General features: G+C 49.6%; 12 protein-coding genes and 2 pseudogenes. 2 read left to right on the forward strand and 12 right to left on the reverse strand.

The genetic code is table 11. The features are described 5' to 3' along the window. The 3 genes from JOY44_RS29160 to JOY44_RS29170 all read right to left on the reverse strand — a co-directional run bounded on the left by JOY44_RS29160 (position 1) and on the right by JOY44_RS29170 (position 2,385). Positions 1–900 (reverse strand): GDSL-type esterase/lipase family protein, encoded by a 900-nt coding sequence (locus JOY44_RS29160; protein WP_171571971.1) that lies wholly within the window; start codon positions 898–900, stop codon positions 1–3. Between the two features lie 61 nt (positions 901–961). Continuing rightward, the gene (locus JOY44_RS29165) at positions 962–1,426 is read right to left on the reverse strand and encodes a response regulator (protein WP_171571972.1); all 465 of its coding nucleotides are present in this window, start codon (positions 1,424–1,426) and stop codon (positions 962–964) included. A gap of 245 nt (positions 1,427–1,671) precedes the next feature. Then, positions 1,672–2,385 (reverse strand): Crp/Fnr family transcriptional regulator, encoded by a 714-nt coding sequence (locus tag JOY44_RS29170; RefSeq protein WP_171571973.1) that lies wholly within the window; start codon positions 2,383–2,385, stop codon positions 1,672–1,674. A 434-nt stretch (positions 2,386–2,819) separates the two neighbouring features. Between JOY44_RS29170 and JOY44_RS29175 the strand changes: the two genes are divergently transcribed. Next, positions 2,820–3,020: a hypothetical protein gene (locus JOY44_RS29175; RefSeq protein WP_171571974.1), complete on the forward strand. Its 201-nt coding sequence runs from the start codon at positions 2,820–2,822 to the stop codon at positions 3,018–3,020. 66 nt (positions 3,021–3,086) lie between these two features. On the opposite strand, the gene JOY44_RS29180 is transcribed toward JOY44_RS29175, so the two are convergent. The 3 genes from JOY44_RS29180 to thrB all read right to left on the reverse strand — a co-directional run bounded on the left by JOY44_RS29180 (position 3,087) and on the right by thrB (position 6,130). Further along, entirely contained in the window at positions 3,087–4,094 is a 1,008-nt protein-coding gene (locus JOY44_RS29180; protein WP_171571975.1) for a glycosyltransferase family 2 protein, read from the reverse strand. 51 nt (positions 4,095–4,145) lie between these two features. Beyond that, positions 4,146–4,877 carry a C40 family peptidase gene (locus JOY44_RS29185; RefSeq protein ID WP_197984867.1) on the reverse strand — a complete coding sequence of 244 codons (732 nt, stop codon included), beginning with the start codon at positions 4,875–4,877 and terminating at the stop codon, positions 4,146–4,148. A 329-nt stretch (positions 4,878–5,206) separates the two neighbouring features. Continuing rightward, positions 5,207–6,130 carry a homoserine kinase gene (thrB, locus tag JOY44_RS29190; RefSeq protein ID WP_171571976.1) on the reverse strand — a complete coding sequence of 308 codons (924 nt, stop codon included), beginning with the start codon at positions 6,128–6,130 and terminating at the stop codon, positions 5,207–5,209. 436 nt (positions 6,131–6,566) lie between these two features. Between thrB and JOY44_RS29195 the strand changes: the two genes are divergently transcribed. Next, the gene (locus JOY44_RS29195) at positions 6,567–8,471 is read left to right on the forward strand and encodes an ATP-binding protein (protein ID WP_197984868.1); all 1,905 of its coding nucleotides are present in this window, start codon (positions 6,567–6,569) and stop codon (positions 8,469–8,471) included. 12 nt (positions 8,472–8,483) lie between these two features. Here JOY44_RS29195 and JOY44_RS32715 read toward each other — a convergent pair whose 3' ends face one another. The 6 genes and pseudogenes from JOY44_RS32715 to JOY44_RS29215 all read right to left on the reverse strand — a co-directional run. After that, positions 8,484–8,924, reverse strand: coding sequence for a cob(I)yrinic acid a,c-diamide adenosyltransferase (locus tag JOY44_RS32715; RefSeq protein WP_415881149.1), 441 nt, complete (start codon positions 8,922–8,924; stop codon positions 8,484–8,486). Positions 8,925–9,029: 105 nt separating this feature from the next. Further along, positions 9,030–9,257, reverse strand: a pseudogene (locus JOY44_RS32720) (cob(I)yrinic acid a,c-diamide adenosyltransferase); the annotation flags it as partial. A gap of 32 nt (positions 9,258–9,289) precedes the next feature. Then, the gene (locus JOY44_RS32725; RefSeq protein WP_322091359.1) at positions 9,290–9,412 is read right to left on the reverse strand and encodes a hypothetical protein; all 123 of its coding nucleotides are present in this window, start codon (positions 9,410–9,412) and stop codon (positions 9,290–9,292) included. After that, on the reverse strand, positions 9,409–9,636 hold the full coding sequence (locus JOY44_RS32730) for a cob(I)yrinic acid a,c-diamide adenosyltransferase (RefSeq protein ID WP_197985793.1): 228 nt from the start codon (positions 9,634–9,636) through the stop codon (positions 9,409–9,411). The genes JOY44_RS32725 and JOY44_RS32730 overlap by 4 nt, the downstream gene beginning before the upstream one ends. 162 nt (positions 9,637–9,798) lie before the next feature. After that, positions 9,799–10,526 (reverse strand): annotated as a pseudogene (locus JOY44_RS33165) (cation diffusion facilitator family transporter). Positions 10,527–10,727: 201 nt separating this feature from the next. After that, positions 10,728–11,536: transposase (locus JOY44_RS29215; RefSeq protein WP_171576916.1), on the reverse strand; the 809-nt coding region annotated here is incomplete at its 5' end.

Consider the following 11,536-nt stretch of genomic DNA (forward strand, 5'->3'; position numbering starts at 1 on the left):
TTAGCGAGTTGCGATCGCGCCATCAGCCTTCAGCAAGATCGATTGCCAGGCGGCGTATCCTTTAGCGTTGAGGTGCAATCCATCGGTGGTCAGCTCTTGTCGCAAATTGCCGTTGGTATCTGCCATCTGACTAGAGAGATCGAGAAAATAGGCTCCGCTGCGGGTGGAAAGTGCCCTGAGTTGGCGATTGAGTTGGGCGATGCGATCGCTGGATGCAATCACCGAGCGGGTTGGCAGCACTGACTGCACAATCAAATTCGCTTGAGGCTGGGTTCGCCGAAGTTGAGTAATAATCTGGCGCACATTCCACAAAATTTCGTTGTCGGTGGCTCCCTGTTTCAGGTCGTTGATGCCTGCCATGAGATAAACGACACGGGGACGAGTTGCCGCAAAATCAGACAAACGGCGGAGAATGCCGTGCGTGGTGTCGCCTGAAATAGATTGGTTCAGCCACGTTTGGGGTTGCGGCAAGCGATCGCTAGGAAACCACAGGCTCAAAGAGTCGCCCAATAATACACCAGTGCGTTGAGTTGCTTTGGCAGCGATCGCGGCTTCCCGTTTCATCAAAGTGCGCCACTGCTCGTAAGTCGGTTGTTGGGTGGCATTGCTCCAACTAGATTGAAAGCTGTTGGGTGGTAAGTGAGTGTAGAGATGCCCGGTGCTGACTGCGGCGACCCGCTGAGAATAAAGCTGGCTTCCCGACCTCGGCACGGCCACTGAAGAAAATTTTGTGGAGGAGATCGATTCTGGGCGACTGTGAGATCGCAACCTCAGCAAGATTTGATTCAACCGCTGCTTTTCAGCTTGCACTGCTTGATGATGGGTGCGAAGTTCGTCTTTTGGAACGCTGGTGTTGGTTTTATCAGGAATTTGGGAGGCAAGTACTAACGAATCAAGCATGATCAAATGGCAGCAAACTCTGCTTACTATTCACAGCGATCGCTACTTCGTTTCAGGATAGTTATGACCAGACTTCAGTCTTATTCTCTCTACTACTTCCGCAGCGATCGCCAGTTTTATGCGGCACTACTTCGGCGATCGTGCGGATCAAGTAATCAAGGTCAACGGGTTTAGAGAGCCACCTTTGAAAGCCTGCGGCTGCAGCCAGTAAATCGTCGTTTCCCTGGATGTAAGCTGAAACAGCAATGGCAGGCAGAAATTGATTAGACTTCGCTTCTAAGGCTCTAAGCTTGCGAATGAAGATATAGCCATCTTCATTGGGGAGAGCAATATCGCTGACCAAAACATCGGGCGTGAACTGGGTGAGGAGAGTGAAGGCTTCGCACGCCGAAGCAACTACTGCCACCACCGCTCCGATACTTTCTAAGAGACAGGTAAACAGAAGTTGGGTGTCTGGATCATCGTCAACAATCAGAATCTTTAGCCCAGTGAGATCCAAAGACTGATCCTGCACGTATCCTTCCATGATGAGTTCTCTAATCACAAAATCCCAAATGCGTATTTGAATTTTGAATCGAAGCAAACGAGTTTTGAAATCTGCAAGCTCATCCCTGCGCTCTCCCTAGCAAACACAGGTTTGAATTAATTACGGCTCTAGAAGCAACTCAGTAAAGCTTTTCTTGTAAAGAAGAGTAACATTTCTCATACAAAGAAGTCAGTACGATCTTAAACAAACGAGTTGACTTTTGGTTATTCTCTCGAATGCTGAGGCTATAGCCTCAGCATTCGAGAGAATTCGTTTCTGATCACGCCATAACACTCGCAGGAAAAGTCCTCCAGTCCATGTCGGCTCACAACCTCAATCTTGCCGCGCGTGTAGCGGATCAGTCCTAATTGAGCTAGGTTGCCTGCTGCCACCGTCACTCCTGCCCGACGCACACCCAGCATTTGACCAATAAATTCTTGAGTGAGCAAAAACTCCTCCTTGGAAACGGCATCAGCGACTAATAGCAGCCACCGCGCCAAGCGTTTTTCGGTTGTGTGAAAGCGATTACAAGCCACCGATTGCGAGGTTTGCACTAATAGTGCTTGCACATAGCGCAACAATATCTTTTGCAGGCTGCCTCCCTCGCCAAACTCTGCTTGCAACACCGTTGCCTCAAGTCGAAGTGCATCGCCTGCAACTTGAACCAAGGCGCGATGAGTTCCGGTTGTGCCGCTCAAAATCACTGAAATCCCCGCCATGCCCTTGTGTCCTATGATGCCGACTTCGATCGTTGAACCATTCAGCAAGGTGGAAACTAAAGAAATCATCGCGCCAATTGGAAAATAGACGTATTGAATGGCGTTATTTGCTTCGTAAATCACCTGATGAAGGGGCAATGAAACCCACTCTAAGTGAGGAAGGAGACGTTGGTAATCTTCAGGCGGCAGTGCTTTCAATAACCAATTTGCAGCCACACCATCAGATTGAGACACAGGCATAGAAATTATTCCTAGTGAAATCGAGTTGAGAAAAAACAACTGACAACATAAGGAAGCGTATTAACGCTTTAGCCCTCATTGCCAAGAAGCAATTTTTCTAGTTCAAAGCAAAATGCTAAACCTGACTCATGACAGTAGCTAAAACTATAGATTTGTAGTAGACCACAATCGCATATTGAGCGTCTGTACGGTTCTCAACCTAGTTCCCTTTTTCCAAATCCATTCCAAGGCAGGCTGCGGGTAGTGTTCTCGCAAGGACAGATCATTTCAACGCACAAAGACGATCGCAAAGTCCTAGTCTCTGCAATCGCGCTATTCAATCTGAAGCAACTGTCCTGGATTAACCCACTTAGACTCCAGCCCAAAGACAAAAGTTGAAAACGAGAGCGGTAAAATAACATCTGAACACTAATTTTTAACAAGCTGAGTTTGAGATGGAGAACACTACGATTAACTGCGCTGTAGCCTGTATCAACGGCTGCGTGCTGGGTGACAAGTGCCCTAACCTGGAGTACAAATCGAAAGCGGTGAGTTTTGTGAATGAAACATCGCTGGATAAATTGCTGGAAATTGCCGAGTCAGCCCGCATGAAAAAAATGACGGAGCCGCCCAAATGGGTGCTGCCAGAAGACTAATCACGGTAAGTGGCAGGGACTAAGGGGCAAGTGGGTGCAAAGCCCTCCTCCCAACGCCGCACTTTCCTAGAGATCGCCTTTTTCTTGTCCTGGCTCAATCACTTCTCGTACTCGATAAATCGGTCGTCCTTGCGATTCGTGATAGGTTCGCATTAGCAGTTCTGCCAATAGCCCAAAGCAAAACAACTGTACTCCTGTCAAAATCAATACGACGACTAAAATCAGCAGGGGACGGTTAATGCTTTCCCCAAAGCTGAGCTTTAGGGTGGTGAGATACAAACCAATTACCGTTCCTAAAAAGATCGATAACACGCCCATGGAACCGAACACATGCATCGGGCGCGTCAAAAACTTACGCATAAAGAAAACGGTTATCAAATCCATGATGACGCGAATCGTGCGATCGAGTCCGTATTTGCTTTTGCCAAACTGCCGGGGATGATGGCGTACTGGAATTTCGGCAATCCGCGCACCTTCAATAAATGCCAGTGCGGGCAAAAAGCGGTGCAACTCACCATAGAGATTCATATCGGCGATCAGTTCTGAGCGATAGGCTTTGAGAGAGCAGCCATAATCGTGAACCTTGACCCCGGTCACTTGGGCGATTAGCCAATTAGCAATTTGAGATGGAATTAACCGAGTGACCGTGGCATCCTGCCGATTTTTACGCCAACCGCTGACCAGGTCATAGCCTTCGCTCAGTTTGCTAAGCAGGATGGGAATATCCGCCGGATCATTTTGCAAATCTCCATCCATCGTCACGATGATTTGCCCTTTGGCGTGGCTAAACCCTGCTGCCATTGCGGCGGTTTGCCCATAGTTACGCCGCAGAATCACACTGCGAAGATCGGTGCGATCGCTGGCAATTTGCTTCAGCCGATCAGCGGAACCATCGGTAGAGCCATCGTCAATACACAAGATTTCGTAGCTGATGTTGGCAGTGATCAGCGTGGCAGAAATCGCCTCTAATAAATGGGGCAGATTTTCGTATTCATTATGAATCGGGACGACGATAGAGACCTGAGGCTGGAGGGATGATGCCCACAATTTGCTGTTTTCAACAGTGAATGTCATGCGGAATTGAAACGTTAGGGTGCATTGAGGGTGAGAAGACGCGATCTGATTCTACAGGGTTTGGCTGGGTTGATAGGTGGCAACGATGCGTCCGGCTCCCCGCAACTGAGCATAGTAGGTTTGACCGATGCGGCTTGCTTGATCTGATAAGACATCGATCGCGATGCCATTGTGCCCCTGATCTTTGCCGGAACTGTGAATATAGTGGTTGTCGCCCAGGTACAGTCCAACATGGGTGGCTTTTTGGGGAGTGCCAAAAAAGATCAGATCGCCGGGTTGCAACTCTGAAACCGCGATCGCTTGAGTAAATGCTTCTTGCTGGTAAGCATCTCTCGGCAGCCACACGCCCACCGATGCAAAGGCGGCTTGCATCAAGCCAGAGCAATCGTAGTTGGGTGCCACTGTGCCGCCCCAGAGATAATGGTTGGGCTGATCTTTTGCTGCCTGAGTAAAGGCGATCGCGGCTGGAACTCTCGCTTGAATCTCTGTTGTAGAGAGCGAGATTGGCTGATAGGGATGAACTGCTTTCTCTAAATAGGCAAGATCTGCCATTGAAATCCAGCCGGGATAGTCATCTTCACACAGGCAAACGGCGATTGCGGCTGTGCTCTGATCAGCAGCCAATTGTTCCAGCACTGTGGAAGTTCGCAGATGTCTGCCAACCGCTGCTTGAGTTGCCAACCGCTCTAACGCTGGCGAATCGAACACATCTAAAGATCGGCTACAACGGTACTCTGATTGAATTTCAGCCGTGTGAACCTGATTCGCTTGTAAAGAAATCACGGTTAAAATACTCCCTGTTATTACACCTACCGTGTATCCATATCTCGATGTTAAGAGTCTGTGCCGGGAGACTTCCCCCGCTCCTTGGAGGACTCAGCCCCCCAAACCCTTTGCATAAGAGTTTTGTGGTGTAGCACTAAGACTCAGTTCATTCACAGGGCACATCATATCAGCAAGGGTCGAGTGTGCAATGCTGGCGCAGAGTTTTTAGAAAGTTTTCGGAGTTTTCCGGATAGAGCGTAGGAACTCGGAATAGTGGAGTGGTAGATGCACCCTGATTGTCGCCCTCAGCCACAAGCTGGGGGCTTTTTGTTGGGATATTACGACAGTTAAAACTGGGCGATCGCGCCCTTGTGATCAATTTGCAGAACTTGGACAGTCGCGTCAATGGTTTGATCTTTCCAGGCAGTGGCGATCGCGGCTTGCACCTGTTCTGCTTGGGTCACCTCCGCCAGTGCTAACAGAGTTGGTCCTGCGCCGCTAATCACTAATCCATAGGCACCTGCGGCGATCGCCGCTTGATGCACTGCTTCGTAACCCGGAATCAGCGCTTGCCGATAGGGTTGATGAATTCGATCTTGCAAAGCGGCTTGCAGCCAGTCGGCGTTTCCTGTTTCTAAGCCGCGCAGCAATAAACCTAAATGAGCCGTGTTGAAAATAGCATCCGCCCGACTATAGCTAGTAGGAAGAACACGGCGCGCCTCCGCAGTGGATAGCTCAAAGTTGGGAATAGCAGCGATTGCGGTAATGCTGGGATGCCAAGGAATGTCGCAAATTTGCCATTCGTCATTCACTCCCTTTGCTGCCAAGCGACACCCTCCCATCAATGCTGGCACCACATTATCGGGATGTCCTTCAATATCTACCGCTAGTTTCACCACGGCTTCCAGGCTCAGCGGTGACCCTGCCAAAATATTTGCCCCCAACATTCCCGCGGCGATCGCCGTTGCCGAACTTCCTAAACCCCTTGCCAGTGGCACTCCTAGTTGAATGTCAATTTTTACGGAGGGCACTGATTGCCCAATCTGTTCATAGAGTTTGGCAAACGCTTTGTATGCCAGATTTGATTCATCTGTTGAAACCCGTGCTGCTTCTGTGCCCGTTGCGGTGATCACAACCGCCGGTGGGCTAGATAACAGCGAAAATGTGAAGGAGTTATAGAGCGTCAGAGCCGCACCCAAACAGTCAAAGCCGGGTCCGATATTGGCGGTGGTGGCAGGAACCGCGATCGCAACAGAAGTAGGATGAGACATCAAAAAAACCAAATCTGGCAAATGACAAAGCATTGCTAATGATATAGCAGGGGAGGGCACAGTTTTGAGTGCGGAGTGCGATAGGTTGGATTCAGTGATTCTTCATTATCCTGTGAAGCCTCAATGAGGTTGAAGCAGTAGATATACGAAGATATACGGAGTTAAACTAAAATCGTAAGATACTTGCCGCCTTGCTCTTGCTCCACATATATTGCCGATTGCCAACGCATAGTGGGTCTCAGATGTGTCTTAGGTTGGATTGACCCAACGCTTAAAGTGTCACAAGGCCTCTGTTTTAGATTGGATCAAATCGGTAGTGTCATGGTTCAGCTGATATGGATTGGTGGCGATTGCACAGATTAGAACAGTCTCTTTTATGCCTTGTTCTTCGTCTAAAGTTTCTCAAATCAAAGCCTCTACGCAATCAAAAGACTCTATGTCACTAGAGCTTCAGCTTTGGAATGAACGTTGTGTAGCTTCGCTAGGACAGCGGATATCTGAGTTTGTAACTGCTTATTTAGAGAATGAAAAGACAGTCCCGCAGGAAAGTGTAGACCAAGCGGAATTGGCGCTTTTTCAACGGGTTGCCTCTGAGTTGAGTCGCCTGTTAGAAACACCCGTCGCGATCGCGCTGCCATTGACCCATCACCCTAAAGCCGAATTGACGCTAGCCTATGTTGCCGGATATGGGCGATCGCAGTTAATGACATGGCAGTTGTCGAAAGGCAAAGAAATTGCTTTGAAGCAAGGACAGCCAATTAGCCGATCTGACTTCGCTAAGTTGCAGCAGTGCGTTGATTCCTCAGGGCACCCGTATCGTCTCTATGAAATTCGCGGATCGCAGTGTGAAGCATGGCTGCTGATTGGTCATTCAACTGATGATCTAAGCAATCCAGATGAGTCGCCTCAGCTACGCTGTTCCCCTGAAACACTTGAGCGCATCGCTCAACAGTGTGTAGGTGCGCTGCACCAGATTAGACTGATTGCTAGCCAGCGTCAGCGCTACCAAACTCTACTAACAAAAAATCAAGAACTTGAGCAAGCTAATCAGCTAAAAAGTGAGTTTCTTGCCAATACCAGCCACGAAATTCGTACACCCCTCAGCTCCATTCTTGGATTTACCCATCTTTTGCAGCAACAGGGCTTCGACCCGCTGAATTTGCGCCACCAGGAATATCTCAGAATAATTTTGAGTAGCGGTCGGCACCTATTGGCACTGATTAACGACATTTTGGATTTGTCCAAAATTGAAGCCAATCAAATGACCTTGCAATGGGAAACGATCAATATTGAGGAACTTTGTAAAATTTGCCTGACCTTGGTGCGCGAGAAAGCAAGTGATAAGGGCTTGAGTGTGCAGTTAGAGTTGCAGCCAAATCTGAAAACAGTTGGGGGAGACGGCTTACGGCTCAAGCAAATGCTGTTTAATCTGTTGTCTAATGCAGTCAAGTTTACGCTTCGAGGCTCAGTTGGGCTGCAAGTGATGACCACAAAGGATCACATTCACTTTACCGTGTGGGATAGCGGCACTGGAATTTCACCCGAACAGCAGAGCCTGCTGTTCAAACCTTACTCGCAGATCGCCAACGTCGCAGTAGAGCGCAGCGAAGGAACCGGACTGGGGTTAGTGCTGACTCAAAAGCTAGCCGAGCTTCACGGTGGACGGGTTGAAGTTTGTTCAGAACTAAATCAAGGGTCTCGGTTCACGGTGGTGCTACCGCTCAGTCCAATTGGGTTAGCAGAGGATTTTGAGCGGTGTGATGCCGAGGCGAATCATAAAGTGCCTCCATCTGCTCACGCGAAACCCAGTCCAAAACTGGCTCGCCAGGGAATCGTGGCTAAACAGGTGATTTCAGAAACGGTGAAAGAAAGCGATAGAACTAGCGCGGTCGCTCTACCGGATGACGACCCAGACTCAATCGCTCTGCTTGCGGAGGAGTTTACTCAGCAAGATCTTGCATTTAACCGAGTGTTAGTGGTGGAAGACAATATTCCGAATGCAAAACTGATGCTGACTTATTTGAGCCGTTTGGGCTATGAGGTCACTTGGGCAAAAGATGGCATGGAAATGTGGAGTGCGCTGGAGCGATCGCTGCCTGCGGTCATTTTGATGGATGTGCATTTGCCTGACGCAGATGGACTTGTCCTGACTCGTCAACTGAAGCATCATCCTCGCTATCAGACCATTCCAGTAATCACTCAAACGGCAATGGCAATGAAGGGCGATCGCGCGGTTTGTTTAGAATCTGGAGCTGACGATTATATTTCTAAGCCGATTGATCTAGATGCCCTGGCAAAACTGATGATGCACTACGCCAAACTTGGCACGAAAGTGAATTAGCTTAAAAGTGCTTTAAAAGTCTACGCCCCGCTTCAGGTCTACGCCTTTTTCGGCGTAGTGTTTGTGGCAAATCATTTCAGAGTGAACGCTTGCTAGATCAAAGTAAGCAGGCAAATTCTTGCAGCGCCCAGTGATGATGATTTCAGTATCACGTGGTTTGCGAAGCAGGGCTTGCATGATCGGTTCTTCGGGCAACAGTTCGAGATCGACAGTAGGATTGAGTTCATCCAAAATCAGGGTTTTATAAAGTCCAGAGGCGATCGCGGCTCTGGCAATTTCCCAACCCCGCTCGGCTTCCACATAGTCCAATTCTTGCTGCTGCCCCCGCCAAACGATGGCATCGCGTCCGCAGCGCTGATGATCCACCAGGTTGGGATAACTTTGGCGCAGGGCGGCGATCGCTGCATCCTCGGTGTAGCCTGAGCCACCCTTCAGCCATTGCATGATCAGCACCCGATGAGATTTATCCTGACTGATGCCGCGCCCGATCGCCTGTAGTGCTTTGCCAAGGCGCTAGTAGATTTGCCTTTCCCCTCGCCAGTGTAGATTTCAATGCCCTCAATTCCGTTGTTCTGGGCTTTGGAGTGTAATGGGGCGCATTTCTGAGTGCAAATCAGCAATATCAAGTAGGGTTTGAGGGGCTGCACGTCCGGTGGCAATCACTTCCATATGGTCAGGTTTACGCTGAAGCGTGCTAGCCACTTCATCCACAGGCAGCAAGCCTAAATCGAGGACGGGGTTCAACTCGTCTAGCACCACGACAGAATATAAACCAGACGCGATCGCGCCTTTTGCAACATCCCAACCGCGCTGCGCTTCTAGCTTGTCGAAGCGGGTGGATTTGGTCGGCCTCCAAAAAACTCAGCCCGTCCGGTGCGAACCTGATCAATTAAGTGAGGAAAGCCGCGTTGCAAAGCTTCGATCGCGGCAATCTTCATCATAAGTGCGTCCTGGACCTTTGAGAAAAGCGCAGCAACAGCACACGGGTTTGCAAATCGCTGTGAATGCCTAAGCCAATTGATCGCAGCACTACTCCCAATGCCGCTTGAGATTTACCCTTTCCGGCACCGTCGTAGACATGAATTTGCCCAGTCAACCGTTCCGATCGAGTTTGAGCCGTCCGAATGCCAACCCCGCCTCGTGCCATTGTTCTCACTGTTCCCATACTGCTCCATCCTAGCGAACTCTGCTTCGCTGCTGCTGGGAATACTTTAACCTACTCTACCTATAGCGTCTTTTAAGAAAGAATTCATTAAATCTGGCTATAGCTGGATTTGCACAATAAGGGCTGAAGCGTCTTGATGAGTACAGTAGAACTCTTGCACAGCTAGATCAATTCTTCTAGGGTGGGCTGCAAAAGTTTTTGAATTTCAGCAGGCGTGCAGCAGATACATTGGGCTGGGACGATTGGATTCAGGTCAGCGCTTGCGTTTCCTCTCTTGAGCAAGTGCAGACTGCGACGAATTAAAGGAAAAGCACTTCCGCCGACGATAAGGGCAACCACTAAACTAACGGCGACATCTGCCCAAGTCCAGTGCCAGAGCCAAACGGCGATCGCGGCTAGCAGCACGCCGATTGAACTAAACAAATCGCCTAGCAAGTGTAAAAACACACCCTGCACGTTCAGATCTTGGTGGCTGTGCCCATGCAGCAACCGCACATTGATCACATTAGCAACCAGGCTAAATCCTGCCATAGCGACCATGGCACACTTAAAATCTCTGGAGCCGCTTCACCCAGGCGATGCAAACCCTCCCACAGCAACTCTGCCGAAATGCCTAGCAATCCCAAACCATTGACCAGCGCGGCGATCGCTTCCAAGCGAGAGGTGCCTGTCGCAGGCTGTTTTTTGCAAGCCCACCATGCTGCAATCACCGATAGCCCAAAGGTGGCTGCATCCGCAAACAGATGTCCAGAGTCGGCAAACAGCGCTAGGCTGTGGCTCCATGCGCCAATCGCAACATCAGCAGTAGCAGTCAAAACAACAAGACTCCAGGCAATCGTCAGCGATCGCAATTTTTGCAGCGGTTCTCGAGATGTTGAATCAGATGCCAAAGCGTTTCACGTTTACTACAGGCTTCAATCATAGATAGAAAAGCTGGTTAAATGTTCCTCGGTCGCTTAGTTGAATCTGCACGGGATCGACAAAGCCCAAGTCACGATAGCTAACGCAATTGAGTTGCAGAGTTGAAAATAACTTTTTCAGTTTTAGGTGTAAGCCCTGGTTGACTGACACATCTTTTCGACTCTAGCCTTCTAAGCAGTGCTGAGACTTTGTTCCAGAGAAATCGCACAATCAACAGTCGTGCATCTGAAATAGAGCGGTTGTTGCTGTGCCGCTTGAGATTTAGACGAAATGCAGGGAGCAGGGTCAAGGGCAGATTTGAGCGCCAGAGTCGTGGGCAGTCCCCAACCTTGCACGAGGGCTTTGCGAATCCAATGCCAGCCAATCTTGAAATAGCTACTGCCCCGAAACCAATGCGGGTCAACCTGACGACGCTCACCTCGCTCCACCGCTGCTGTGCCCGCACTGGTCAAATAGAGAGTGGCAACGGCGAGTACCAAGCACAAGCGTGAGAGCATGGCAGCAGAACGGATGTGGGAGGATTCAAGTTGAAAACCGTTGGACTTATCATCCAAAAAGTTCTCCTCAATATCCAACCTCAAGCCGTATTCAACAAAGGTTTCGGTCGTAGTGGGTTGGTCACTAACGACATACCAACGTTCCCGACTGGGATAGTGATGAGCTAAGGCTAGATGCACCAGCCCATAGCGAGCTTTAGTGATCTTGACTTGATGCAGAAACAGGGCATGACTGGTCGATAGGGGGTAAAACGAGATGGGTGTACCCTGCTGACCGCGATACACCAGAAAGTTGGACTTGACCCGAATCCGGTAGTGCCAGCCCAAACGATGCAGGTGTTTGAATAACTCTACGTCAGCAAAGCCTCGGTCTGCCAAAAACAAGACTTCAACCCCTGCGGGCAATACCTCAACGACGGCATCCAACAGCGGAGCGTAGGTGGCATAAGCAACGGTACTGCTAGAATGCTTCAGCACCTTCC

The sequence above is a fragment of the Leptolyngbya sp. Cla-17 genome (assembly GCF_016807185.1).
In the GTDB taxonomy this organism is placed as follows: Bacteria; Cyanobacteriota; Cyanobacteriia; order Leptolyngbyales; family Leptolyngbyaceae; genus ULC077BIN1.

Excerpts from the sequence above, each read along its gene's own strand:
- JOY44_RS29160 (WP_171571971.1), bottom strand. The coding sequence starts at position 900 with ATGCTTGATTCGTTAGTACTTGCCTCCCAAATTCCTGATAAAACCAAC.
- JOY44_RS29165 (WP_171571972.1), bottom strand. The coding sequence starts at position 1,426 with ATGGAAGGATACGTGCAGGATCAGTCTTTGGATCTCACTGGGCTAAAG.
- JOY44_RS29170 (WP_171571973.1), bottom strand. The coding sequence starts at position 2,385 with ATGCCTGTGTCTCAATCTGATGGTGTGGCTGCAAATTGGTTATTGAAA.
- JOY44_RS29175 (WP_171571974.1), top strand. The coding sequence starts at position 2,820 with ATGGAGAACACTACGATTAACTGCGCTGTAGCCTGTATCAACGGCTGC.
- JOY44_RS29180 (WP_171571975.1), bottom strand. The coding sequence starts at position 4,094 with ATGACATTCACTGTTGAAAACAGCAAATTGTGGGCATCATCCCTCCAG.
- thrB (WP_171571976.1), bottom strand. The coding sequence starts at position 6,130 with ATGTCTCATCCTACTTCTGTTGCGATCGCGGTTCCTGCCACCACCGCC.
- JOY44_RS29195 (WP_197984868.1), top strand. The coding sequence starts at position 6,567 with ATGTCACTAGAGCTTCAGCTTTGGAATGAACGTTGTGTAGCTTCGCTA.
- JOY44_RS32725 (WP_322091359.1), bottom strand. The coding sequence starts at position 9,412 with ATGATGAAGATTGCCGCGATCGAAGCTTTGCAACGCGGCTTTCCTCAC.
- JOY44_RS32730 (WP_197985793.1), bottom strand. The coding sequence starts at position 9,636 with ATGGGAACAGTGAGAACAATGGCACGAGGCGGGGTTGGCATTCGGACG.